The 23,257-nt window shown below is 72.8% G+C and carries 22 protein-coding genes; 15 read left to right on the top strand and 7 right to left on the bottom strand.

The window, feature by feature from the left end; translation table 11 throughout:
- Positions 1-263: 263 nt before the first annotated feature.
- The 4 genes from AB0N81_RS03540 (at position 264) to AB0N81_RS03525 (ending at position 4,322) form a co-directional block, all read left to right on the top strand.
- Positions 264-1,658 (top strand): MFS transporter, encoded by a 1,395-nt coding sequence (locus AB0N81_RS03540; protein ID WP_365355267.1) that lies wholly within the window; start codon positions 264-266, stop codon positions 1,656-1,658.
- A gap of 546 nt (positions 1,659-2,204) precedes the next feature.
- On the top strand, positions 2,205-2,714 hold the full coding sequence (locus tag AB0N81_RS03535; RefSeq protein WP_365355266.1) for a DUF2771 domain-containing protein: 510 nt from the start codon (positions 2,205-2,207) through the stop codon (positions 2,712-2,714).
- Positions 2,711-3,445 carry a futalosine hydrolase gene (locus tag AB0N81_RS03530; protein WP_365355669.1) on the top strand — a complete coding sequence of 245 codons (735 nt, stop codon included), beginning with the start codon at positions 2,711-2,713 and terminating at the stop codon, positions 3,443-3,445. The genes AB0N81_RS03535 and AB0N81_RS03530 overlap by 4 nt, the downstream gene beginning before the upstream one ends.
- Positions 3,426-4,322 (top strand): 1,4-dihydroxy-6-naphthoate synthase, encoded by an 897-nt coding sequence (locus tag AB0N81_RS03525; protein WP_365355264.1) that lies wholly within the window; start codon positions 3,426-3,428, stop codon positions 4,320-4,322. The genes AB0N81_RS03530 and AB0N81_RS03525 overlap by 20 nt, the downstream gene beginning before the upstream one ends.
- An 81-nt stretch (positions 4,323-4,403) precedes the next feature.
- On the opposite strand, the gene AB0N81_RS03520 is transcribed toward AB0N81_RS03525, so the two are convergent.
- Positions 4,404-4,787, bottom strand: coding sequence for a cold-shock protein (locus tag AB0N81_RS03520; protein WP_076685560.1), 384 nt, complete (start codon positions 4,785-4,787; stop codon positions 4,404-4,406).
- A 192-nt stretch (positions 4,788-4,979) separates the two neighbouring features.
- Here AB0N81_RS03520 and AB0N81_RS03515 point away from each other — a divergent pair, with 192 nt between their 5' ends.
- Positions 4,980-5,231 carry a hypothetical protein gene (locus tag AB0N81_RS03515; RefSeq protein WP_365355262.1) on the top strand — a complete coding sequence of 84 codons (252 nt, stop codon included), beginning with the start codon at positions 4,980-4,982 and terminating at the stop codon, positions 5,229-5,231.
- On the opposite strand, the gene AB0N81_RS03510 is transcribed toward AB0N81_RS03515, so the two are convergent.
- A complete protein-coding gene (locus AB0N81_RS03510; protein ID WP_365355260.1) occupies positions 5,224-5,853 on the bottom strand; it encodes an HAD hydrolase-like protein in 630 nt (209 codons plus the stop codon). The two genes, AB0N81_RS03515 and AB0N81_RS03510, sit on opposite strands and share 8 nt — an antisense overlap.
- Positions 5,854-5,982: 129 nt before the next feature.
- On the opposite strand from AB0N81_RS03510, the gene AB0N81_RS03505 reads away from it, so the two are divergent.
- The 4 genes from AB0N81_RS03505 to AB0N81_RS03490 are packed head-to-tail and all read left to right on the top strand — an operon-like array spanning position 5,983 to position 9,936.
- Positions 5,983-6,981: an iron ABC transporter permease gene (locus AB0N81_RS03505; RefSeq protein WP_365355259.1), complete on the top strand. Its 999-nt coding sequence runs from the start codon at positions 5,983-5,985 to the stop codon at positions 6,979-6,981.
- 20 nt (positions 6,982-7,001) lie between these two features.
- Complete coding sequence (locus tag AB0N81_RS03500; RefSeq protein WP_365355668.1) at positions 7,002-8,093, top strand: iron chelate uptake ABC transporter family permease subunit; 1,092 nt, start codon at positions 7,002-7,004, stop codon at positions 8,091-8,093.
- Positions 8,090-8,923, top strand: a complete 834-nt coding sequence (locus AB0N81_RS03495) for an ABC transporter ATP-binding protein (protein WP_365355257.1) — start codon at positions 8,090-8,092, stop codon at positions 8,921-8,923. Before AB0N81_RS03500 ends, AB0N81_RS03495 begins: the two co-directional genes overlap by 4 nt.
- Before the next feature lie 32 nt (positions 8,924-8,955).
- Positions 8,956-9,936, top strand: a complete 981-nt coding sequence (locus tag AB0N81_RS03490; protein ID WP_365355255.1) for an iron-siderophore ABC transporter substrate-binding protein — start codon at positions 8,956-8,958, stop codon at positions 9,934-9,936.
- Positions 9,937-9,952: 16 nt separating this feature from the next.
- On the opposite strand, the gene AB0N81_RS03485 is transcribed toward AB0N81_RS03490, so the two are convergent.
- Positions 9,953-11,116 (bottom strand): hypothetical protein, encoded by a 1,164-nt coding sequence (locus AB0N81_RS03485; RefSeq protein ID WP_365355254.1) that lies wholly within the window; start codon positions 11,114-11,116, stop codon positions 9,953-9,955.
- Positions 11,117-11,326: 210 nt separating this feature from the next.
- On the opposite strand from AB0N81_RS03485, the gene AB0N81_RS03480 reads away from it, so the two are divergent.
- From AB0N81_RS03480 to AB0N81_RS03470, 3 genes are all read left to right on the top strand, one after another.
- Positions 11,327-11,521 carry a hypothetical protein gene (locus tag AB0N81_RS03480; RefSeq protein WP_365355252.1) on the top strand — a complete coding sequence of 65 codons (195 nt, stop codon included), beginning with the start codon at positions 11,327-11,329 and terminating at the stop codon, positions 11,519-11,521.
- Between the two features lie 158 nt (positions 11,522-11,679).
- The gene (locus tag AB0N81_RS03475) at positions 11,680-12,876 is read left to right on the top strand and encodes a glycosyltransferase 87 family protein (protein ID WP_365355667.1); all 1,197 of its coding nucleotides are present in this window, start codon (positions 11,680-11,682) and stop codon (positions 12,874-12,876) included.
- Entirely contained in the window at positions 12,821-13,198 is a 378-nt protein-coding gene (locus tag AB0N81_RS03470) for a hypothetical protein (protein WP_365355251.1), read from the top strand. Before AB0N81_RS03475 ends, AB0N81_RS03470 begins: the two co-directional genes overlap by 56 nt.
- A gap of 14 nt (positions 13,199-13,212) precedes the next feature.
- On the opposite strand, the gene AB0N81_RS03465 is transcribed toward AB0N81_RS03470, so the two are convergent.
- Together AB0N81_RS03465 and AB0N81_RS03460 are read right to left on the bottom strand one after the other, a co-directional pair.
- On the bottom strand, positions 13,213-14,853 hold the full coding sequence (locus tag AB0N81_RS03465) for a DNA repair helicase XPB (RefSeq protein ID WP_365355249.1): 1,641 nt from the start codon (positions 14,851-14,853) through the stop codon (positions 13,213-13,215).
- 130 nt (positions 14,854-14,983) lie between these two features.
- Positions 14,984-15,907, bottom strand: coding sequence for a hypothetical protein (locus AB0N81_RS03460; protein ID WP_365355247.1), 924 nt, complete (start codon positions 15,905-15,907; stop codon positions 14,984-14,986).
- A gap of 167 nt (positions 15,908-16,074) precedes the next feature.
- On the opposite strand from AB0N81_RS03460, the gene AB0N81_RS03455 reads away from it, so the two are divergent.
- The 3 genes from AB0N81_RS03455 to AB0N81_RS03445 all read left to right on the top strand — a co-directional run bounded on the left by AB0N81_RS03455 (position 16,075) and on the right by AB0N81_RS03445 (position 21,793).
- Entirely contained in the window at positions 16,075-16,818 is a 744-nt protein-coding gene (locus AB0N81_RS03455) for a metallophosphoesterase family protein (RefSeq protein WP_365355245.1), read from the top strand.
- A 72-nt stretch (positions 16,819-16,890) separates the two neighbouring features.
- Positions 16,891-19,455, top strand: coding sequence for a helicase-associated domain-containing protein (locus AB0N81_RS03450; RefSeq protein ID WP_365355244.1), 2,565 nt, complete (start codon positions 16,891-16,893; stop codon positions 19,453-19,455).
- Between the two features lie 361 nt (positions 19,456-19,816).
- A complete protein-coding gene (locus AB0N81_RS03445) occupies positions 19,817-21,793 on the top strand; it encodes an ATP-binding domain-containing protein (protein ID WP_365355665.1) in 1,977 nt (658 codons plus the stop codon).
- Here the strand turns inward: AB0N81_RS03445 and AB0N81_RS03440 are convergent.
- Both AB0N81_RS03440 and AB0N81_RS03435 read right to left on the bottom strand, forming a co-directional pair.
- Complete coding sequence (locus AB0N81_RS03440; RefSeq protein ID WP_365355243.1) at positions 21,790-22,368, bottom strand: DUF2165 domain-containing protein; 579 nt, start codon at positions 22,366-22,368, stop codon at positions 21,790-21,792. The two genes, AB0N81_RS03445 and AB0N81_RS03440, sit on opposite strands and share 4 nt — an antisense overlap.
- A gap of 90 nt (positions 22,369-22,458) precedes the next feature.
- Complete coding sequence (locus AB0N81_RS03435) at positions 22,459-23,148, bottom strand: copper homeostasis protein CutC (protein WP_365355242.1); 690 nt, start codon at positions 23,146-23,148, stop codon at positions 22,459-22,461.
- Positions 23,149-23,257 lie beyond the last annotated feature (109 nt).

Below are 23,257 nucleotides of genomic sequence, written 5' to 3'. Positions count from 1 at the left end.
CCGCGAAGCGGCGCAGCGCTCGTCCACCCCGTCGGGCGGGGCGGACGAGTGGGCGGGGGAGAGAGCCGGGGCCGGGTCTCGGGGAGTGGGAGAGGTGGGGATGTTGCGCCCAGCCTGCGGAGGGGGGTGTCGTGGGCTGTGGTGGGGGGGCTCGGTCGGGAGGGGGCGGTCCCGGTCAGGGTGGGCGCCACGGCTCACAGCCAGTATTCGCACTAGTTGCGCCCCCAAGGGGGCACTATGACGGGGTGGCCCCCACAAGGTCGATGTCCGTAGGAACCGTCTCGCCGGGACCGGCGCGACGGACCGCCCGTGCGCTGACGCGCGCCCTCCACCTCCCCTTCACCGGCACGGCCCGCGGCATCCGCAAGGCCACCCACGCCCACGGAGCGGGCGAGTCGGGCCTCGGGAAGCTCATCGAGCTGCACGCCGTGAACGGCGCGGGCGACGTCATGATCACCGTCGCCCTCGCCTCCACCGTCTTCTTCTCGGTGCCGACCGACGAGGCCCGTGGCCGCGTCGCGCTCTACCTCGCCATCACGATGGCGCCGTTCACGCTCCTCGCGCCCGTCATCGGCCCGCTCCTCGACCGGCTCCCGCACGGCCGCCGCGCCGCGATGGCCGGCGCGATGCTGGCCCGCGCCCTGCTCGCGCTCGTCCTGTCGGGCGCGGTGGTCACCGGCAGTGTGGAGCTCTATCCCGCCGCGCTCGGCGTACTCGTCGCCTCCAAGGCGTACGGCGTGGTCAGAAGCGCCGTCGTGCCACGCCTCCTGCCACCCGGATTCTCCCTGGTCAAGGCAAACTCACGGGTCACTCTCGGCGGTCTCCTCGCCACCGCCGTCGCGGCGCCCGCCGGGGCGGGGCTCCAAGCGCTCGGACCCCGCTGGCCGCTGTACGGCGCCTTCGTGATCTTCGTGTCCGGGATGTTCCTGTCGTTCTCGCTGCCGCACAAGGTCGACTCGTCGAAGGGCGAGAGCAAGGCTCTGCTCGCCGCCGACGAGGAGCACCTGCATCTGCACGCCCGTACCGAGGCCGAGTCCGACACCCTCCGCAAACGGCGCCTCGGGCTTCGTACGGTCGGACCTGCCGTCACCCACGCCCTGGCGGCGAACGCGTCGCTGCGCTGCCTCTCCGGCTTCCTCATCTTCTTCCTCGCGTTCCTGCTGCGGGAGCATCCCCTCGCGGGGCAGAGCGCGGCGGTGTCGCTCGGCATAGTCGGCGTCTCCGCGGGCGCGGGCAACGCGCTGGGCACGGCTGTCGGAGCCTGGCTGAAGTCCCGGGCGCCGGAGCTCATCATTGTGACGGTCATCGCGGTGGTGCTCGGCGTGGCGGTGACTTCGGCGCTGTTCTTCGGGGCGGTGGGGGTCGCCTGCCTCGGCGCGTGCGCGGGCTTCGCCCAGGCACTGTCCAAACTGTCCCTGGACGCGCTGATCCAACGGGACGTCCCGGAGCAGGTCCGCACCTCCGCGTTCGCCCGTTCCGAGACGCTGCTCCAGATGGCCTGGGTCGTCGGCGGCGCCGTCGGCATCGCCCTGCCACTGATCGGGACGCTCGGCCTCTCGGTGGCGGCGGGCATAGTCGCCATCGGCTGGCTCTCGACGGTACGAGGCCTCCTCCTCTCCTCCCGCCACAGCACCCCCCGCCGCACCCGAGTGGTGTGACCTCCCCCCACCGGCCGGCAGCCGGGGCCGTGGGGCCCGTTGCCCCGCGACGCCCCGCCGGGGTAGGGGCGGGTGGGTGGGGTGTCCCCCCGACGTCCCCCCCCCGGGGTAGGGACGGGTGGGTGGGGTGTTCCCCGCGACGTCCCGCCGGGGTAGGGGCACCGAGCCCGCCGCTTCGCGGCGGATGTATCCCACCCACCCACCCGTTTGCCCCGCGACGCAGCTGCCAGGTAGGAGCCCAGGGGCGGGGGGGGGGCGGGGGCAAGCCCAAGACACAGCCCCAGCCAAGGGCAGAAGTGGCGACGGGCCGCAGTCGCGAAACCGGCCGGAGGGGACGTGGGGGTATGTGCGCACGGAGCACCGAGGAAACATTGGCGTCTTTGGACTTGAGGCGCGACGCAGGGATAGCGAGTACGTACATACCCCCACGGCCCCGCCCCACAGACGGGCGGAAGGCGACGGCAGGCGACCACGCGCACACGCCCCACGGCACGCCCATGCCCCCCACGTAGCAGGCGACCCCGGCGCGCCCGATAGCCTTCGCCCATGACCTCCCTGCTCCGCGGCGGAGCCGCGAATGTGAACAGCGCGGCGCGCCGCCGCCGCACCGCGGCCACCCTTGGCGCCGTCTCCGCCGGACTCCTCGTTCTTTCGGCCTGCGACAAGCCGACGCCGCTGGCCACCGTGACGGTCGGCAGCGAGTCCGTGCACACGGACGCCTCCTGCTACAACGACGGCAAGGAACTGAAGGAGTCCCAGCTGAAGTCCTGCCTCCAGGACAAGGACGTCAAGTCCGTGAAGATCGACCCGGACGAGAAGGTCCGCTTCGGCGTCGACCCGGAGATGGCCGAGAAGGGCTGGACCCTGCTGATGAACGGTCAGCCGCTGACCGAGGCCAGCAAGAAGACGTACGTGGTCATCCCGGGCAGCGTCTTCTTCAACCAGCAGTACGGCGGTGGCGGCAGCAAGTCGACCGTCAGCCTCCTCGAGGGCGGCAAGGGCTCGGAGTCCAAGGCGACGGGCCTGTGGTCGTTCAAGTTCGAGAAGGACTCCTGACCACGTACACCGCGAGCACCACAGACCCCGCGCACGCCGCGCACACCGCACCCCCCGCGACCCGCGTCCTCGTAGCCACCGCCGTCCCCGCCGAACGGGACGCGGTGGCCCGCGCGCTGACCGGGGAACCCGGCGCCGACTGCCTCGCCGTCGGCGTGGGCCCCGCGGCCGCCGCGGCAGGCACGGCGACCGCACTCGCCCGCGCCGCCGCCACCGCCCGCCCCTACGGCCTGGTCGTCTCGGCCGGCATCGGCGGCGGCTTCCCGCCCCACGCCCCCGTCGGCTCGCTCGTCGTCGCCGACGAGATCACCGTCGCCGATCTGGGCGCCGAGACCCCCGACGGTTTCGCGCCCGTCACCGAGCTGGGTTTCGGCGCGGTCACCCACCGCCCGCCGCGTTCCCTCGTACGGGATGTGGCCGAGGCCTGCGGTGCCGCGACGGGCACGGTCCTCACCGTCTCCACGGTGACCGGCTCCGCCGAGCGCGCCGCGGAGCTGCGGCGACGGCACCCGCACGCCCTGGCGGAGGCGATGGAGGGTTTCGGTGTCGCCGAGGCGGCGGCCCTGCACGGCCTGCCCGTCCTGGAGATCCGCGCGGTCTCCAATCCGGTCGGCCCGCGCGACCGCGCCGCCTGGCGGATCGGCGACGCGCTGTCCGCGCTGAGTGACGCGTTCGGGAAGTTCGCGCCGGTACTGAGGAGTTGGAACCCACATGGCAGCACACACGACTGAGCCGCGGAACACGGCCCTCGACCGCACCCTCCGCATCGCCTACTCCCCCTGCCCCAACGACACGTTCGTCTTCGACGCGTGGGCACACGGCCGCGTGCCTGACGCGCCCGCCCTCGACGTCACGTTCGCGGACATCGACATCACGAACGGCATCGCGGAGAGGGGCCCGGCGGAGTCCGACCTGGACGTCCTGAAGGTGTCGTACGCCGTGCTGCCGTACGTCCTCGACGAGTACGCGCTGCTGCCCTGCGGCGGCGCGCTCGGCCGTGGCTGCGGCCCGCTGGTCCTGACCCGAGAGCCGGGTGTCGACCTCACGGGCAGGACGGTCGCCGTGCCCAGCGAGAAGTCGACGGCGTATCTGCTGTTCCGTCTGTGGGCGGCGGACACGCTCCCGGGCGGGGGCGTCGGCGAGATCGTCGTGCTGCCGTTCGACCAGATCATGCCCGCGGTGCGGGACGGCAAGGTCGACGCGGGTCTGGTCATCCACGAGGCGCGTTTCACGTACCAGAACTACGGCCTGCACCGCCTCGCCGACATGGGCGAGCACTGGGAGGCCACGACGGGCCTGCCGATCCCGCTGGGCGCGATCATCGCGAAGCGGAGCCTCGGCACGGCGGCGCTGCAGCGGATCGCCGAGTCGGCGCGCACCTCGGTCCGCATGGCCTGGGACGACCCGGAGGCTTCCCGTCCGTACGTCCTGGAGCATGCGCAGGAGATGGACCCGGCGGTGGCCGACCAGCACATCGGTCTGTACGTCAACGAGTTCACGGCCGACCTCGGCGAGAACGGCTACGCGGCGGTCCGCGGCCTGTTGACGCGCGCCGCGGCCGAGGGACTCGTACCGCCCCTCGGCCCGGACGCTCTGTCGTTCCCCTAGCGGCTCTTGAGCGGAGCCTCCCGCCGGGATACGGGGAGCCTCCCGCCGGGATACCCGGAGCCTCCCGTCGGGATACGCGGTCTACACGTCCAGCTGGTCCGCGACCGCCCGCAGCAGGCCCGCGATCTTCGCGCCGGACGCCTTGTCGGGGTAGCGGCCCTTCTCCAGCATGGGTGTGATGTTCTCGAGGAGGGTCGTCAGGTCCTGGACGATCGACGCCAGTTCGTCCGGTTTGCGGCGCTGCGCGGCCGCGACCGACGGGGTCGGGTCGAGGATCGCGACGGAAAGGGCCTGGTCACCGCGTTGTCCCGCGACCACGCCGAATTCCACGCGCTGGCCGGGCTTGAGTGTGTCGACGCCGGCGGGCAGTACTGAGGAATGCACGAAGACGTCGCCGCCGTCGTCGCGGGAGAGAAAGCCGAAGCCTTTCTCGCTGTTGAACCACTTGACCTTGCCGGTAGGCACGTGAAGTCCTCGTCCTCGTACTCGTCGTACTCGTCTATGCCGTGTCCGCCCGTCCGGAACGTCGGGGCGAAAACGGCTCTGGATAGCACTACAGCGGGTCGCTCGACCCGCCAGGACCAAGACTATTGGTCCGGGGGCCGGTGACAAGACGTCCCCGGATTCTTCCTACGCGCTGGGAACTACCCTGGTCGGGTGCGTGACAAAACCCAAGCGAATTCCGCCGGACCGGGCGATGGAATGGTCCGGACCGGAGCAATCATCTTCTTCGTCGGAGCCGTGGCCACACTGGTCACGGTGGCCCCGCTCTTCCTGGGCACCGATCCCTTTCCGTCCATCGCGTACGCGGTGTGCATGCTGATGGGCGTCGGGTTCCTCCTCGCGGCGACCGGTGTGCTGCGCGGCATCGCCTCCCAGCGGCGACAGGCGCGGTCGAGCGCTACTTGACGTCGGCTCGGGCGGCGTAGGCGTCGAGCCACGCGGGGAACTCCGCGAGAGAGCCGAGTACGACGTCCGCGCCCGCCGCGCGCAGTTCCGCTGCGTCGCACGGTCCGGTCGCCACCGCGACGGAGAGCGCGCCCGCCGTACGCGCGCCGCGTACGTCGCCGGTGTGGTCGCCGACGTACACCGCCGCGTCGTACTCGCGCAGCGCCTGCGCCTTCGCCTCCGCCCACAGCCAGCCGATGACGGCGTCGGCCTCGATGCCGAGGTGCGTCAAGTGCAGCTTCGCGTTGGGCTCGTGCTTGGCGGTCACCACGATCGCGCGGCCGCCGTGCGCGTGGACCGCGGCGACGGCCTCGCGGGCGCCGGGCATCTCGAGGGTCGGCTCGATGGCGTGTGTGGTGTAGATCTCACGGTAGAGGTCGCCCGTCTCCCGGATCTTGTCCTCCGGGAACCAGTGGCGAAGTTCCTGCTCCAGCGGCGGGCCGAGCCGCGTGACCGCCAGATCGGCGTCGACGTACGTCCCCGTCTCCGCGGAGAGCGCCTGATAGGCGGCCTTGATGCCGGGCCGGGAGTCGATCAGGGTCATGTCGAGGTCGAAGCCGACGGTGAGCGTGTGAGAGGTCATGAGGCCATTGTGCCGAGGGCCGCCGCACCGCCCGCACATAGACTTAGCCCACCCTTACCGCCGCTCCCCTCCCCGCCACCGCCGCCTCACCCCTCCTTGCCGCCCTCCCCCGTGAAACGAGCTCAGCCGATGCGTGTGCCCGTCGGACGCGCCGCCGTGATGACGGCGGGCGTCCTGGCCCTGCTGCTCGCCGTCCTGTTCAGCCTCACCGTCGGTGCCCGCGCCATCGCGCCGTCCGCCGTGTTCGACGCGCTGCTGCACGACGGGCACGGCGAATCCGCCGAAGTCATCCGCGAGATGCGGGTGCCCCGCACGGTGATCGGCGTGCTCGTCGGCGCCTCGCTCGCGCTGGCCGGCACGGTGCTGCAGGGCATGACCCGCAATCCGATCGCCGACCCCGGCATCCTCGGCATCAGCCAGGGCGCCTCGGTCGGCGTGGTCCTCGCCATCGCCTACGCCGGGGTCCACACCCTGACCGGTTACGTCTGGTGGGCGTTCGCCGGTGCCGGGATCGCGTCGGTCGCCGTCTACGCCATCGCGGCCGGCGGCCGGGGCGGCGCGACCCCCGTGAAGCTCGCGCTCGGCGGTGCGGCGATCAACGCGCTCCTCGTCTCCGTGACGACCGCGGTCCTCACGACCAAGGCGTCCGCGCTGGACGAGTTCCGGTTCTGGCAGGTGGGTTCGCTCTCCGGCCGCGACTCCGAGGTCGTCGGCCAGATCTGGCCGTTCCTGCTCGTGGGCCTCGTGCTCGTCCTCGCCGTCGCGCGCGGCCTGGACGCGCTCGCGCTCGGCGAGGACGTGGCGAAGGGGCTCGGCCAGAACATCGCGGCGGTACGGATAGTGGGCGGGATCGGCGCGACGGTCCTCACCGGCGCGGGCGTGGCCGCCGCGGGCCCCATCGCCTTCATCGGCCTCGCCGTGCCGCACATCGCCCGCGCGCTGATCGGCAGTGACCACCGCTGGGTGCTGCCGCTGGCGGCGGTCCTCGGGCCCGTGATGCTCCTCGTCTCCGACACGGTCGGGCGGATCGTCTTCCCGCCCAGCGAGGTGCCCGCGGGCGTGATGACCGCGCTCATCGGCGTGCCGTTCCTCGTGACTCTCGTACGCCGGAAGGCGGTGGCGGCGTGAGTGGCGCCAGCACGGGTGTCGTGCCCCCGAACCCGACCCCGCCCCCGACCCCGCACCGGACCCGCGTCCGGCCCGCCGGTCACGCGGTGCTGCGCGTACGCAAGGCGGCCTTCCTCGTCCACCGCAGGGCCGCCGTGGTGGCCGCCGCGCTCGCCCTGCTGCTCGCCGCGGGCTGTCTCGCGTACCTCTGTGTCGGTGAGTCCTTCGTCCCGCCCGTCGAGGCCCTGAAGGTCGTCCTCGGGCAGCCGTCCCCCGACGAGCTGGTCGTGGGCACGCTGCGCGAACCCCGCATGGTGGTGGGCCTGTTGGCCGGTGCCGCGTTCGGTGTGGCCGGCGCGCTCATCCAGACCGTCGCCCGCAACGCCCTCGCCAGCCCCGACATCATCGGCATCAGCCACGGCGCGAGCGCGCTGACGGTCGGCGCGATGACCTTCGGGGTCACCTCGTACACCGTCCTGCCGTATCTGTCCGTGCTCGGCGGTGTCGCCGCGGCGGCCCTCGTGTACGTCTTCGCGTGGCGCGGCGGCCTGCACGCCACCCGCTTCGTCCTGATCGGCATCGGCTTCGCCATCGCCCTGCGCTCGGTGACGACGCTCTTCATGACGAAGGGCGACTACCTCGTCGCCCAGCAGGCGCAGATCTGGATGACCGGCTCCCTCAACGGCCGCGGCTGGGCCGAGGCGAACCCGCTCGGCCTGACCCTGCTCGTCCTGCTCCCCTTCGTCCTGTGGGCGGCCCGCGCCCAGCGCGCGGTCACCATGGACGACGACACGGCGACGGCCCTCGGGACGCGCCTGGGGCACGTACGCCTCGGTCTCGTCCTGCTCGGCGTCGTCCTCGCCTCGGTGGCGACCGGCGCCGCGGGGCCCGTCGACTTCGTGGCGCTCCTCGCCCCGCAGATCGCCCGCCGCCTCACCCGCACCGCGCAGATCCCGCTGCTGTGCTCGGCGCTGCTCGGCGCGCTGATCGTGGTCCTCGCGGACCTGCTGGCCCGCCGTCTGTTCTCGCCGACCGAGCTGCCGGTGGGTGTCCTGACGGCGGCGGTCGGCGCGCCGTACCTGATCTGGCTCATCGTCCGGAGCCGCTCCGTCCGCAATGGAGGCACGTCGTGACCGCCCGCCTTTCGGCCCGCGAGCTGACCCTCGCCTACGAGGACCACACGGTCGTCGACGGCCTCGACCTCGTGATCCCCGACGGCAGGGTCACCGTGATCGTCGGCCCCAACGCCTGCGGCAAGTCCACGACGCTGCGCGCCCTCGGCCGCCTCCTCAAGCCGAGGCGCGGTGCCGTCCTCCTCGACGGCGAGTCCCTCGCCAAGCTGCCCACCAGGAAGATCGCACAGCAGGTCGGACTGCTCCCGCAGACGCCCGTCGCGCCCGAGGCGATCACCGTCGCCGACCTCGTCGCGCGCGGCCGCCAGCCGCACCAGCACTGGTGGCAGCAGTGGTCCGACGAGGACGAGAAGGCGGTGACGGAGGCGATGGAACGTACCGACGTCGTCGCGCTCGCCGACCGCCCCGTCGACGAGCTCTCCGGCGGCCAGCGCCAGCGCGTGTGGATCGCGATGGCCATCGCGCAGGACACCGACATCCTCCTCCTGGACGAACCCACCACCTACCTCGACATCTCCCACCAGGTCGAAGTCCTCGACCTGGTGCGCCAATTGGCCGCGACCACGCGGGAGGGCGACCGGGGCCGTACGGTCGTCGTCGTCCTGCACGACCTCAACCAGGCCGCACGGTACGCCGACCACCTCGTCGCCATGAAGAGCGGCGAGATCGTCGCCGAGGGAGCCCCTTCGGAAATCGTCACCGAGGATCTCGTACGCCAGGTCTTCGGCCTGGAGTGCGTGGTGGTGCCGGACCCCGTGACCGGCTCCCCCCTGGTCGTCCCCGGAGCGCCGTGGTCCCCGGCGGCGCCCGCCCGCACCAGCCCCGCCTGACGGCACCACCTGACCGCATGAAAGGCGTCCCCATGACCTCCTTCCGCTCCCCGCTGCACCGCAGGGCACTCCTCACCGGGTCACTGGCCCTCACCGGCACGCTGGCACTCTCCGCCTGCGGCTCCTCCGACTCCGACGGGTCCGGCGCCGCCTCCGGCAGGACCCGTACCGTCAAGACCGCCATGGGCGACGTGAAGGTCCCCGAGAAGCCGCAGCGCGTCGTCGTCCTCGACACCGCCGAGCTGGACTCCGCGATCACCCTCGGCGTGAAGCCGGTCGGCTCCACGCACGTCGAGGCCGAGTCGGGCTTCCCCGGCTACCTGCCCAAGGACAAGGTCAGCGGCATCAAGGACGTCGGCGAGATGCTGAACCCCAACATGGAGGCCATCGCGGCGCTCGATCCCGACCTCATCCTGACGTCGAAGATCCGGCACGCGGCCAAGTACGACCAGCTCAAGGAGATCGCGCCGACCGTCATGACGGAGACGACCGGCTTCCCCTGGAAGGAGAACTTCCAGGTGCACGCCGACGCGATGGGCAAGAGCGCCGAGGCCCGGAAGGTGGTCGCCGACTACAAGGCGCACACCGAGAAGGTCACCACCGCCATCGGCGGGCCCGCGAAGGCGGCACAGACCAAGGTCAACATCATCCGCTTCATCGAGGGCGCCGACATCCGCCTCTACGGCGAGCAGAGCTACATCGCCACGCTCCTCAAGGACGTCGGTCTCGGCCGCGCGCCGATCTCCGCGGAGGCCAAGGACGGCTTCTCCTACGACCTGTCGCCCGAGAAGATCGACCTCGCGGACACGGACGTCATCTTCCAGTCCACGTACGGCGATCCGAAGAAGGCCAAGCAGACGCAGACCGTGGGCAGCAGCCTGTGGAAGAACATGAAGGCGGTGAAGTCGGGCAACGTCCACACCGTCGAGGACGAGCTGTGGATCCAGGGCATCGGCTACACCGCTGCCGCCGAGATCCTGGACGAGATGCAGGCGGACCTGACGAAGAAGTAGCCTCCCGAGGCGCCGCTCACGGCCGTTGCCTCTGCGATCTCCACAGCAGGAAGAGCGCGGAGGCGACGGCCGCGCCGCGCACCACCCACGGCCACGTGTCGGCGATGGCGTCACTCATGTGCCCGTCCGTGATCGGCTCGCCCCAGCCTTTGTAGGCGCGCCCCCACAGCCAGGTGATCCCCGCGGCCACCGCGAGCCCCGGCAGCCACAGGACGGCGATCTTCACTTCGGTGCGGGAGAGCCTGCGGGAGGCGTAGGCGATGAGCCAGCCGACACCGAGGACCACGAGGTTGCCGAGGACCGCGCCGACGGTGAGGAGTGCGGCGGCGAGCAGGAGCAGCGGGTTGCTGAACGCCGGCCCCGTCCCGGCGCCGGCCCCCGCCCGGCCGCCCCGCGACCACCACCGCCGCCGCGCCGCCGCCCCCGACTCCCCTCCTTCTCCCTCTTCTCCCTCTCCCTCTCCCTCTTCTCCCTCTCCCTCTTCTTCCGCGTACTCGTACGCCTCTTCGTCCTCCGCCTCGGGGGCGCCCTTGGTGAGGCCCAGCGAGGGCGGTGGCTTGAGTATCTCGGGGATCTCCACGCCGCCGACGAAGCCGGGGACGCTGTCGGCGACGCCGAACGGGCTGCTGTCCACCCGCCACCAGTCGGGCTCGGACCCGCTGGGCCCCAGCTCGTCCGTGCCCGCGAGGTGCGGCGGCGACGCGCCCTCGAAGTCGGCGGGAAGGCCCGCGTCCGGGGCCTTCGGCCGGCCCTCGCGGCGGGGCCCCGGCACGATGCGCCGCAGGCTCTTCGGCAGGCCCTTGGAGCCGTTCCGCGGCCCGCTGTCCCGCTGCTCGGGCACGGCGGGCGCGCGCTTCCCCGCGGGGGGATCTCCCGTTACGCCCGCCGCGTCCCCCGCGTCCCCCGCGGCCCCTGCGTCCCCCACTTCCCCCATATCCCCTACGTCTGCGGGGGTACCGCCCGCCGCTTCGACGACGTCCTCCGGAGTGCCGAGGCGGGAGAGGATGCGGCGGACCGCGGCGGGGCTGTCGCCCGTGGCTCCGGCCCGGCCGCGGTCGATCCGGTTCCGCAGCTCGGAGACCAGCCGCATCCGGTCGCCGGACGGCAACTGCCGCTGCTGCGCCAGGTCTCCGACCCGGCTCAGATAGTCGTAGACCAGCTGATCGCTCTCGATCCCCACGAAGTCCCCTCCGGGGCGGCTGCGTTGACGCGCCGCGGTTGTGCACAGGGCTCTCGACGTTACCGCCTCCCGGCCACCGGGCGCCCGCACCCTAGGGGTCGGCATCCGTCTCAGGGTGTAGGGGCTCAGTCGCAGGGTGCACCGGAGGCCGATGGGCGGGTTGCACCGCAGGCCGATGTGCGGGGGACGCGCGGAAACCATCATGAAGTCATGAGCGCCGCAACCTTCACCCCAGCGTCCGTCCGTTCCTCCGCCGACCCCGCCACCGGCACCGACACCGGTGGCGCCTCGCACCCGCACCGCGTGAGCGGCGCCCTGCGCGCCGCCAAGGTGCTCGTGAGCGCCGCGTTCGGCGTCGTCGTGCTCGGTGAGTACGCCGAGGAAGCGGGCGTACGACACCGCTGACCCGCCCCGCCGGGCGCCCCCGCCCACGCCCCGAGGTCCACTAAAGTCACGCCGTGCAACCACGGAAAGTGACCGTCGCCTCACCCCTCGCAGCGGCATCGCTGCTCGCGGCCTCCCTCGCCGCGCTGGCCGTCCTCTGCGTCGTCCAGGACGTCCCGATGGCCGACACCCTGGTCTACCGGGCCGAGGGCGCCGCCGTCGCCGACGGCGGTGATCTGTACGGGTTCACCGTCACCGAGTGGGAACTGCCCGCCACCTACCCGCCGTTCGCCGCGATCCTCTTCGTACCGACGACCTGGCTCCCCCTAGGGGTTCTGAAGGCCGTCTTCCTCGTCGGCAACACCGGTCTACTCGCGCTCCTCGTCCGCCTCTCCTGCGGACTGGCGGGCCTGCCCGTACGGGCCGCGCCCGTCTGCGCCGCCACCGCCCTCGCCCTCTGGCTCGAACCCGTCTTCCAGACCGTCCTGTTCGGTCAGATCAACCTCGCGCTCGCCTGCCTGGTCCTCTGGGACCTCACCCGCCCGCCCGGCGCCCTCGGCAAGGGCTTCGCCGTCGGCGTCGCGGCCGGGATCAAGCTGACCCCGGCCGTGTTCATCGCGTACCTCGTGCTGCGAGGGCGCGTCCGTGAGGCGGCCACCGCGCTCGCCGGGTTCGCCGGCACCGTGCTGCTCGGCGCGCTGGTGCTGCCCGCCGCGAGCGTCGAGTTCTGGACGCGAAGGGTCTTCGAGACGGGCCGGGTCGGCAAGGCGTGGATCGTCGACAACCAGTCCCTTCAGGGCCTGGCGGCCAGGCTCCTGCACGACGCGGAGCCCGGCCCGCTGTGGGCCGTCCCGGCAGCCGTGACGGCGGCCGTCGGCCTCTGGCTGGCCCGCCGCACACCGGGCGAGCCGCGCGCGCTGCTCGTGGCCGCGTTCACGGCCGTGCTGATCTCGCCGATCAGCTGGTCGCACCACTGGGTGTGGTGCGTGCCGCTCCTCGCCCTGCTGATCGCCGAGGGCCGCCCCCGCCTGGCCGCCGCCGTGGCCGTGCTCTTCACCGCCCGCACGTTCTGGCTGCTGCCGCACCGGGGCGACCTGGACCTCCGGCTGCCGTGGTGGCAGCAGCCACTTGCATCGCCGTACGCCCTGCTGGCGCTGGCGCTCCTCGGCGGGCTGACCGTACTGACGGCGTCGGCGGCGCTGCCGACGTCGAGTACGTATCGGAGGTCGAGTACGTATCGGAGGTTGAGTACCTACCTGAGTACGCGGACAGAGGTGCCCGCGCCCCGCACACGGGTTGACTCGCTCCATGGACCGTTCCATGAACCCCGAGCCCCGCGCCGGGACCGAGACGCGCGCCGAGTGGGCCGCGCGTAACGCCGCGTACGCCGCCGAGCACCCCGTCCCCGCCCCCCACCACCGGTCCCGCGTCCTCGCCCTGGCCCTGGCGACCCCCGTCGTGCTCCTCCTCCTCACGCTCGGCTGGTACGTGGTCGCGCTCGACGCGGAGCTCGGCGACCCGTCGTCGCAGGCGCACCAGGACGTGGTGGCCCGCTACGTCCTCGCGGCGCTCGGCGGCCTCGGCTGCCTGACGGCGGGCTGGCTCACGCCGCGCGACTCGCGCGCGGCGTGGCTGCGGACGGGTTTCGCGCTGACGTCGGTGCTGGTGATCCCGACGGCGATGCTGGCAGGCGCCTAGCCCTCCGCCCTCCGCTACTGGGCCAGCAACTCGTCCGCGTCGACGATCCGGTACGCGTACCCCTGCTCGGCGAGGAACCGCTGCCGGTGGGCGGCGAAGTCCTGGTCGATGGTGTCGCGGGCGACGACGGAGTAGAAGCGGGCCTCGTGCCCGTCGGCCTTGGGCCGCAGCACGCGCCCGAGCCGCTGGGCCTCCTCCTGCCGCGACCCGAACGTTCCGGACACCTGGATGGCGACGGTGGCCTCGGGCAGGTCGATGGAGAAGTTGGCGACCTTGGAGACCACGAGGACGGAGATCTCCCCCTCCCGGAACGCGCCGAAGAGCTTCTCGCGCTGCGCGTTGGTCGTCTCGCCCTTGATGACGGGCGCGTCCAGGTGCTCGCCGAGCTCGTCGAGCTGGTCGATGTACTGGCCGATGACGAGGGTCTGCTCGCCGGCGTGCTTCTTGACCAGCGCCTCCGTGACCTTCCGCTTCGTGGCGGTGGTCGCACAGAACCGGTACTTCTCCTCCGCCTCGGCGGTGGCGTACGCGAGCCGCTCGCTGTCCGTCAGATTGACCCGGACCTCCACGCAGTCGGCGGGCGCGATGTACCCCTGCGCCTCGATCTCCTTCCACGGGGCGTCGAACCGCTTGGGCCCGATGAGCGAGAAGACGTCGGACTCGCGTCCGTCCTCGCGTACGAGGGTCGCGGTGAGCCCGAGACGGCGCCGCGCCTGGAGGTCGGCGGTGAACTTGAAGACGGGCGCGGGCAGCAGGTGGACCTCGTCGTAGATGACGAGCCCCCAGTCGCGCGAGTCGAAGAGTTCGAGGTGGGGGTAGATGCCCTTCCGCTTGGTCGTCAGCACCTGATACGTGGCGATGGTGACGGGCCGGATCTCCTTGCGGGTCCCGCTGTACTCACCGATCTCGTCCTCGGTGAGGGAGGTCCGCTTCACCAGCTCGTGCTTCCACTGGCGGGCGGAGACGGTGTTGGTGACGAGGATGAGGGTGGTCGCCTTGGCCTGCGCCATGGCGCCGGCGCCGACGAGGGTCTTCCCCGCCCCGCAGGGCAGCACGACGACACCGCTCCCCCCGTGCCAGAACCCTTCGACGGCCTGCTGCTGATAGGGCCGCAGCGCCCAGCCGCTCTCGTCCAGATCGATCTTGTGGGCCTCGCCGTCCACGTACCCGGCGAGGTCCTCGGCGGGCCAGCCCAGCTTCAGCAGGGTCTGCTTGACCTGCCCGCGCTCGGAGGGGTGCACGGCGACGGTGTCCGGGTCGAGCCGCTCGCCGACGAGCGGCTGCACCTTCTTCGACCGCAGGATCTCCTCCAGCACCGGCCGGTCGGTGGTGGTCAGCACGAGCCCGTGGGTGGGGTGCTTGGAGAGGGTGAGGCGTCCGTACCGCGCCATCGTCTCGGCGACGTCTACGAGGAGGGCGTGCGGTACGGGGTACCGCGAGAACTCCACGAGCGCGTCCACGACCTGCTCCGCGTCGTGCCCGGCGGCCCGCGCGTTCCACAGCCCGAGCGGGGTGACCCGGTACGTGTGGATGTGCTCGGGCGCCCGCTCCAGCTCCGCGAAGGGCGCGATGGCACGACGGCACGCGTCGGCCTGCTCGTGGTCGACCTCGAGCAGGAGAGTCTTGTCCGACTGGACGATGAGGGGACCGTTCACGCGAGCGCCCTTTCCTAGGCCAAACGTCCAGTGTGCCGCATGGTGGCGGGTCACGGCGGTGACGTCGGCTACAGCATCCGGGCCCTCGGCGGCCCGGCGGGGCCGGACGCCGCCCGCCGGGCCGCCCGTCTCAGGCGTCCGTGCCGTCCCCGGCGAACAGGTCGTCGACGGTCTCGGCGTGCACCGCCCGCTCCAGCCAGCGGTTGAGCGTGTCGAAGTCGGTGCAGGCGCTCACGCGCTCCCGGGCGTCCTCGGGGATGTCGACGCCGCGCACCTCCAGGACCCGGAGGATGGCTTTGGCCTCGCCTCTGGCCACGCCTTCTTGCTTGCCTTCTTCCCTGCCTTCCTCCTTGCCCTCGAGGTAGGCGGTCTCGCGGACAGTGCCGCGTCCGGGGAAGTAGGTGACGAAGGTCATCAGTTCTCTCCATTTCTCTCCGGCACGGGTGTTCCCCAGGCCGACGTCCAGAAGGTCGTTGTAGTAGGTGGCGGACTTCTTGTCGGACGCCTGCACGGCATGGGCCAGCGCTTCCAGTATGGCGGTGGCGTCCGCGCTGTTGCCATGTGTCAGGGCCGCGAAGGTGGCCATGGCCAGGTTCTCCCGCACGGCTCTCGGTTCGGTGATCATCGGTACGTTGTCCGGGCCGACGACCAGCGGGTGGGTGCTCTGGGCGATCCAGCCGCGCGCTCCGCAACTGAAGGGACCCACGGCCCACTTCGCGGTGGCGCGGCTCTTGCAGACGACGAGCAGCAGGACCGGCAGGCGGAACTTCGCCCGGAGGTAGGCCACGTAGTACGGCCAGCTCGTCTCCTTGTCCGTGTCGTGGCGTCCCTGTGCCTCGATGGCGAGGAGGAAGTCGTCGCCGTCGGAGGGCTGGACGCGCAGCACGCTGTCCACGCGGCGCTCCAGCGGCAGGAGTTCCGTCGCGTCAGGGGTGAGGACGTCCACGGTCGCCTTCTCCGGGAAAGGCAGGTCGAGGGCGTCGAAGACCGGGACGAGGATCTCGGGGCGGTCCTGGAAGATCCGGTGAGACGCCTCGTGGGCTGATGTGACCATGGGAGGAACCTTCGCGGGGGCGGGGCCGCGATGTCGCGTCGTTCCGGGTGCGTTCACTCTTTCGGGAGGGGTAGGGGCGTTCTCGTCGGGACGTTCGCGTCGTGGGTGGCTTCGCGGGGAGCGAAAGGGGGCGGCGTGGGAGGTGGGGCGTGGGTCAGGGTGGGGGCATGTTGAGTCGTGTGGCTGTGCTGTCCGATGTTCATGGTGTGCTGCCCGCTCTGGAGGCGGTGCTCGCCGAACCGGATGTGCGGGCGGCGGAGCGGATCGTGCTGACCGGGGACATCGCGGCGGGGCCCCAGCCCGTCGAGGTTCTGGAGCTGCTGGCCGGGATGGGCGACCGGGTCTTCTGGGTCAGGGGCAACGCCGACCGCGAGCTGGTCGAGCACCGGCGCGGGCAGCCCTGTGACGACGCCATCTCCGCCTGGGCCGCCGAACAGTTGGGCCCCGGGCACCTCGACCTGCTGGACGGGCTGCCGCGGTCGGTGCGGCTGTCCCTGCGGGGGCTCGGGGATGTTCTGTTCTGTCACGGCACGCCCCGCGACGACGAGGAAGTCGTCCTGGTCGACTCCCGGCTCGAACGGTGGCAGGAGGTGTTCGGCGATCTCGACCCGGACGTGCGGACGGTGGTCTGCGGGCACACCCACATGCCGTTCGCCCGCCTCGCACACGGCCGCATGGTGATCAACCCCGGCAGCGTCGGCATGCCCTACGGAAGGCCGGGGGCCCACTGGGCGCTCCTGGGCCCCGGCGTCGAACTGCGGACCACGGAGTACGACATCGACGCCGCCGTCGCCCGCGTGACCCGTGACTGCGGCTACCCCGACGCCGCCGAGTGGGCCGACCACTACCTGCGGGCCCGCTCCACCGACGCGGAGGCCCTCGCGGTGTTCGGGCCGCGGGACGGGAGGTAGAGGCAGGGCGGGCAGGGGCCGCACGGGCGTGAGGGCGCCTGTGGATGCGTTCGACCCGCTACCGTGAACCGGATGAGCACCGACGAGCCGCAGCCCACGGACAGCGCCGACGCGAGCGCGTCCGCGCCGCCGCGTGCCGCGGAGACGCCCCGTTCCCTCGCCGAAGCGCTCCGGTCACGGGCGGACGGCGCGATCGCCGACCTGCTCCGGGCCCGGCCCGATCTCCTGAATCCGGTGCCGACCGACCTCACCCAGCTCGCGACGCGCGCGGGCACCCGGGCCTCCGTCGTGCGGGCCCTCGAGCGGCTCGACCGGTTCGCGCAGCAGGTGGCCGAGGCGCTCGCCGTCGCGCCGGACCCCGCCACGTACGAGGAGGTCCGCGACCTGCTCGCGGGGGACGACGGGGACGCCGACGTCGAGCGGGCGCTGGGCCGCGCCCTCGGCACGCTCCACGAGCAGGCCCTCGTGTGGGGGCCCGACGACCGGCTCCGGCTCGTCCGTACCGCGCGGGAGCTCCTCGCCCCGTCGCCGCAGCACCCGTCCCCGACCGGCCTCGGCCCCACCGTCGCCGAGGCCACGGCCGGGATGTCGCCGACCCGCATCCAGGACATCGTGTCGGCCGCGGGGCTGCCCACGACGCACGACCCCGTGTCCGCCGTGCGGTCGCTCACCGCGCTGTTCACGGACCGCGCGCGCATGTCGGCGCTGCTCGACGAGGCGCCGTCCGAGTCCGTGGAGGTGCTGTCCCGCCTGGTGTGGGGGCCGCCGTACGGTCAGGTCACCGCCGACCCGGCCCGGCATCTGCGGTGGCTCCTGGACCGGGGGCTGCTGCTGCCGACCGCGCCCGGCACGGTCGTACTGCCCCGCGAGGCCGCCCTGCACCTGCGCGCGGGCCGCGCCCACCGTACGGTCGCGGCGACTCCGCCGCCCGTGGAGGCAGCGCGCGAACACCGTCCACAGGTTGTGGACGCGACCGCCGCCGGGCAGGCGTACACCGCGCTCGCCACCGTCGAGGAGCTGTTGAAGGACTGGGACGAGGGCGGGCCCGCCGTGCTGCGCGCGGGTGGGCTGAGCGTGCGCGACCTGAAGCGGACCGCGGTGGCGCTCGACACGACGGAGCCGCTGGCCGCGTTCTGGGTCGAACTGGCCTACGCGGCGGGTCTGCTGGCGTCCGACGGCGAGGCCGACGAGCGGTACGCCGCGACGCCCGCGTACGACGAATGGCAGGAGCTGCCCGCCCCCGAGCGGTGGTCGGCGCTGGCCACGGCCTGGCTGGCGGCCACCCGCACGGCAGGTCTGGTCGGCGGGCGCGACGGCAAGGACCGCACGCTGTCCGCGCTCGGCCCGCACCTGGACCGTTCGTCGGCGCCCGAGGTGCGCCACCGGGTCCTGGAGCTCCTCGCCGCGCTCCCCGAGGGCTCGGCGCCCGTCCCTGAGTCCCTCCAGGCCCGACTCCGCTGGGAGCGCCCACCCGCCTCCCGCAACCGCCCCGCCGATTCCGCCCACGCACCGGACCTGCGCTCCCGCATCGCCCTATGGACCCTGGAAGAGGCCGAGTTGCTGGGCGTCACGGGCCGCGGCGCCCTGTCGACACACGGCCGGGCACTGCTGCCTGGAGCGGTCGAGGACGACGCGGGTGGCAGGGGAGACACCCGTCACGCGGAAGACCGCACCAGTACCCCCGCCGACCCCCACCTCCCCGCCGCCCGCGCCGCCCGCGCCGCCCGGCTCCTCGCGCCGCTGCTTCCCGAGCCCCTCGACCACGTCCTCCTCCAGGCCGACCTCACCGCCGTGGCCCCCGGCCCGCTGGAGCGGCCGCTGGGCGACGCGCTCGCCGTGCTCGCCGATGTCGAGTCGAAGGGCGGCGCCACGGTCTACCGCTTCTCGCCCGGTTCCGTACGGCGCGCGCTCGACGCCGGGCAGTCCGCGTCCGACCTGCACGCCTTCCTCGCCGCCCATTCGCGTACGCCGGTCCCGCAGCCCCTGGCCTATCTGATCGACGACGTGGCGCGGAGACACGGCCACCTGCGGATCGGCGCCGCCTCCGCGTACGTGCGCTGCGACGACGAGGCCCTGCTCAACGAGATCCTCGCCGACAAGCGCGCCCAGAGCCTGCGGCTGCGCCGTCTCGCGCCGACCGTGCTCGCCGCCCAGGCGGACCCCGGCGCGCTCCTGGAGGGGCTGCGCTCCATGGGCTTCGCGCCCGCCGCGGAGAGCGCCGATGGCGACGTCCTGATCACCCGCGCCCACGCCCACCGCACCCCGCCCCGTTCGGCGCCGGAGCCGGTGCCGGACGGTCCGCCGCTGCCCGGCGTCACGCTCATCGACGCGGCGGTACGCGCGATCCGCGCGGGCGACCTGGCGTCGACGGCGCCGCGCAAGGAGACCCCGGCGGGGGACGGCCGGCTGCCGCGGACCACGGCCGCCGAGACCCTCGCCACGATGCAGGCGGCGGTGCTGACCGGCGAGGCCGTGTGGATCGGCTACGTGAACGCCGAGGGCTCCGCGAGCCAGCGGGTCATCGCGCCGGTCCGGGTCGAGGGCGGCTTCGTCACGGCGTACGACCACACGGCGGACGAGGTCCGTACGTATCCCCTGCACCGCGTCACGGGAGTCGCCGAGCTCGCCGACGACTGAGCCGGGAGACGCGGACGACCGGACGGGACGCGGACGGCCTACGGCCCCGCCGCGACCCCATTAATCGTTGGCCCCCGCAGGCGCCCCCGTCCTAGGATGCCTCCTTCCCCGCCTCCCCCGTGGAGCGGCGCCGCCCGGACGGCAACCGGTCGGCACCTCGCCCGAGCAGCACACGCAGCACGAGCGCAGAGGCCCGCACACGACACCGCAGAACCGCCGGAGGCACCCCGTGCACGCGCACGCCGACCCTGAGCCCCTAGACCCGCAAGGCCCCATCGACCCGCACGACCCCCTCGATCCGCACGACCCCCTCGCCCGGGAGCGCGGGCATCTCGCCGCGTCCCGTTCCGCCCTGCGCGCCATGCGTGAGGACGCCGAGGCCCTCGACATCCGCGACGTCACAGCGAACTGGGTGAACGCCGCCGTCCTGGAGCGGCAGCTCGACGAACGCATCAAGTCCCTCGCCGACCTCGCCCACACCCCGCTCTTCTTCGGGCGGCTCGACTATCTGCACGCGCCCGGTGCCGAGCAGGCGGAAGGCGCCGAGGGCGAGCAGTTCTACATCGGGCGGCGGCACGTGCACGACGCCGACGGGGACCCGATGGTCATCGACTGGCGCGCGCCGGTCTCCCAGCCGTTCTACCGGGCCTCCAAGAAGGACCCGATGGACATCGGCCTGCGCCGCCGCTTCGGCTACACGGCCGGTGACCTCACCGCGTACGAGGACGAGCACCTCAGCGACCCGGGTGAGGCCGAGCGGACCAGCAAGCTGCTCCAGCGGGAGATCGAGCGGCCGCGCGTCGGCCCGATGCGGGACATCGTCGCCACCATCCAGCCCGAGCAGGACGAGATCGTCCGCAGCGGGCTGAGCGGCAGCGTGTGCGTGCAGGGCGGCCCGGGGACGGGAAAGACCGCCGTCGGCCTGCACCGGGTCGCCTATCTGCTGTACGCGCACCGGGAGCGGCTCGCCAGGACCGGCACTCTCGTCATCGGGCCGAACGCGTCCTTCCTGCACTACATCGAGCAGGTTCTGCCCGCGCTCGGCGAGCTGGAGGTCAAGCAGGCCACCGTCGACGACCTCGTCGCCCATGTGGAGGTGCGCGGCACGGACGAGGCCGCCACGGCCCTCGTCAAGGGCGACGCCCGGATGGCGGAGGTGCTGCGCAACGCCGTCCGGTCGCACGTCACCCTGCCCACCGAGCCCGTGGTGGTCGTGCGGGGGTCGCGCAGGTGGCGTGTCCCGGCGTACGAACTGGAGGAGATCGTCCAGGAGTTGCTGGCGCGGGACATCCGGTACGGGGCCGCGAGGGACGCCCTGCCGCAGCGCATCGCGCACGCCGTGCTCGTCCGCATGGAGCAGGCGGGCGAGGCGCCGGACGACCGGGTGCAGGACGCTGTGGCCCGCAACCCCGCGGTGAAGGCCGCGGTGAAGGCGGTGTGGCCGCCCGTCGAGCCCGCGAAGCTCGTGCTGCGGCTGCTGTCCGACGCGGACTTCCTCGCCGCGCACGCCGGGGGGATTCTGAGCGAGGAGGAGCAGAAGGCGGTTCTGTGGGCCAAGCCCGCCAGGAGCGTCAAGTCCGCCAAGTGGTCCGCCGCGGACGCCGTCCTGATCGACGAGGCCGCCGATCTCGTCGCGCGCACGCACTCGCTCGGGCATGTCGTGCTGGACGAGGCGCAGGACCTCTCGCCCATGCAGTACCGCGCGGTGGGCCGGCGCTGCACGACGGGGTCGGCGACCGTCCTCGGCGACCTCGCGCAGGGCACCACGCCCTGGGCGACGCGTAGTTGGGACGAGGCGCTGCGGCACCTGGGCAAGGAGCAGGCGGTCGTGGAGGAGCTGACGGCCGGTTTCCGTGTGCCGCGCGAGGTCATCGCGTACGCGTCACGGCTGCTGCCGGACATCGCGCCGGGCCTCGCGGCGGTCGAGTCGGTGCGTGAGTCGCCCGGGTCGCTCGCGGTGCGCCGGGTGGCGCGGGGCGAGGAGTTGGACGCGGCCTGTCTGGAGGCGTGCGCGGAGTCGCTGCGGCAGGAGGGGTCCATCGGGCTCATCGCCGCGGACGCCCGGATTCCGTCGCTCGCGGGCGCGCTGTCGGCGGCCGGGGTCACGTACCTCTCCCCCGGCGAGGAGACGACGCCCGACACCCGGCTCACGCTCGTGCCCGCGTCCCTCGCGAAGGGTCTGGAGTACGACTATGTGGTGCTGGACGAGCCGGCCGCCGTCGTCGGCGGCGAACCGGACGAGCGCACGGGCCTGCGCCGCCTGTACGTGGCGCTGACCCGTGCCGTGTCCGGCCTGACCGTCGTGCACGCGGCCGACCTGCCCGGGCAACTCACCTAAGGAGCGGGCGTCTTGGGGTCGGCGGCCTCGCCGGCACCGGTGGTGGCCGACGGCAGGTGCGTGACGATGAGCACGATGCCCGCGAGCGTCACGACGCGCGTCGCCGCGTCGAGGCCGTTCCATGCCTCCGACTGCCACATGGCGAACCATTCGCCGCCGATCCCGATGAAGCCGACCCCGAAGAGGAGGAGGATCATCAACAGGCCGATGCTGCCCGCCCGTCGGGCCCTGGGCAGGCCCTGAGGGCGCCGCAGGGCGCGGGCCCACAGGACCGTCGACGTGCCGAGGACGAGCGCGGCCAGGGTCTCCCAGGCGATGATCCCGACGTACGCGGCGTCCTGCAGTCCGGTGGACTCCACCGCGCGCCACTTGAGGCCGTTGTCCTTGAAGGTGGTGTCCATCGACAGGACATGGCGTACGAACTGCTGGTTGGTCCCGAAGTCGGTGATGTTCCCGAACGCGACGAGCGCGATGTAGAGCGCCACCGTCCCCGTGAGCAGCATCGCGGCGACGGGCAGCGTCCCGGCCGCGAGCATGCGCTCCGCGGGACGCGTCTTTTCTGCTGGTATCGGCATGAGGTCCCCTCCGTGTCGGTCCAGTTCTATCGCGTCCCGCGGGGAAACGATCAACCGGCGGCCGGCCGCCGGAGGGCGGGCCCCCGGCCCTCAGCCGTCCAGCGCGGCCCGCCATTTCGCGACCGCCTCGGCGCAGACCGGTGCCGACCAGCCGTCGGGGCGGGCGGCGCCGCCGATGTGGAAGGCGTCGACGCCGGCCGCCGTCAGGCGCGGCAGGTGGTCGAGGCGCAGGCCGCCGCCGATGAGCAGCTGCGGTTCGTACCCGGGTTCGCCGCGGCGGGCCGCCTCGGCGAGCAGCGTCGGCAGGCCCTCGTCGACGCCGGCCGCGGCGCCCGCGGTGAGGTAGGTGTCGAGTCCGGGCAGGTCGGCGAGCTGCTTGCGCAGGGCGTCGCGGTCGGCGGCGCGGTCGATGGCGCGGTGGAAGGTCCAGCGGCAGCCGTCGAGCGCGCCGAGCAGGGCTTCGACGGCGGGCAGGTCGGGGCCGCCCGCCTCGTCGAGGAAGCCGAGCACGAATTCGTCGGCGCCCTCGCTCCTGAGTTCCTGGGCGTGGCGCAGCAGTTCGTCGACGTCACCCGCGGCGAACCCGTCGGCCAGCCGGAGCATGACGCGCAGCGAGATGTCGACGGAGGAGCGGATGCTGGCGAAGGTCTCGCGGGACGGGGTGAGGCCGTCCGCGGCCATGTCGGTCACCAGCTCGAGGCGGTCCGCCCCGCCGGCCTGGGCGGCGACGGCGTCCTCGGCGTCGAGGGCGATCACCTCCAGGACTGCACGCTTGCTCATGGATGTCTCTTCCTTCTGGTCGCGATACCAGTCACATAGGTCTAGTCCAATTACCAGCCTACGCGCAGAACACCCCGGCGCGAGCCGGTTGGCCCGCACCGGGGTGCGC

The sequence above is a fragment of the Streptomyces sp. NPDC093510 genome (genome assembly GCF_040683555.1).
Classification (GTDB): domain Bacteria; phylum Actinomycetota; class Actinomycetes; order Streptomycetales; family Streptomycetaceae; genus Streptomyces.
Note: the sequence above shows the minus strand (reverse complement) of the source record. Positions and strands in the feature narration are given on the sequence as shown.

Coding starts and splice junctions, on each gene's coding strand:
- AB0N81_RS03475 (WP_365355667.1), top strand. CDS start 11,680: ATGGCCGACACCCTGGTCTACCGGGCCGAGGGCGCCGCCGTCGCCGAC.
- AB0N81_RS03510 (WP_365355260.1), bottom strand. CDS start 5,853: ATGACCTCTCACACGCTCACCGTCGGCTTCGACCTCGACATGACCCTG.
- AB0N81_RS03535 (WP_365355266.1), top strand. CDS start 2,205: ATGACCTCCCTGCTCCGCGGCGGAGCCGCGAATGTGAACAGCGCGGCG.
- AB0N81_RS03460 (WP_365355247.1), bottom strand. CDS start 15,907: ATGGTCACATCAGCCCACGAGGCGTCTCACCGGATCTTCCAGGACCGC.
- AB0N81_RS03525 (WP_365355264.1), top strand. CDS start 3,426: ATGGCAGCACACACGACTGAGCCGCGGAACACGGCCCTCGACCGCACC.
- AB0N81_RS03540 (WP_365355267.1), top strand. CDS start 264: ATGTCCGTAGGAACCGTCTCGCCGGGACCGGCGCGACGGACCGCCCGT.
- AB0N81_RS03480 (WP_365355252.1), top strand. CDS start 11,327: ATGAGCGCCGCAACCTTCACCCCAGCGTCCGTCCGTTCCTCCGCCGAC.
- AB0N81_RS03450 (WP_365355244.1), top strand. CDS start 16,891: ATGAGCACCGACGAGCCGCAGCCCACGGACAGCGCCGACGCGAGCGCG.
- AB0N81_RS03470 (WP_365355251.1), top strand. CDS start 12,821: ATGAACCCCGAGCCCCGCGCCGGGACCGAGACGCGCGCCGAGTGGGCC.
- AB0N81_RS03490 (WP_365355255.1), top strand. CDS start 8,956: ATGACCTCCTTCCGCTCCCCGCTGCACCGCAGGGCACTCCTCACCGGG.
- AB0N81_RS03435 (WP_365355242.1), bottom strand. CDS start 23,148: ATGAGCAAGCGTGCAGTCCTGGAGGTGATCGCCCTCGACGCCGAGGAC.
- AB0N81_RS03455 (WP_365355245.1), top strand. CDS start 16,075: ATGTTGAGTCGTGTGGCTGTGCTGTCCGATGTTCATGGTGTGCTGCCC.
- AB0N81_RS03505 (WP_365355259.1), top strand. CDS start 5,983: ATGCGTGTGCCCGTCGGACGCGCCGCCGTGATGACGGCGGGCGTCCTG.
- AB0N81_RS03445 (WP_365355665.1), top strand. CDS start 19,817: ATGCGTGAGGACGCCGAGGCCCTCGACATCCGCGACGTCACAGCGAAC.
- AB0N81_RS03440 (WP_365355243.1), bottom strand. CDS start 22,368: ATGCCGATACCAGCAGAAAAGACGCGTCCCGCGGAGCGCATGCTCGCG.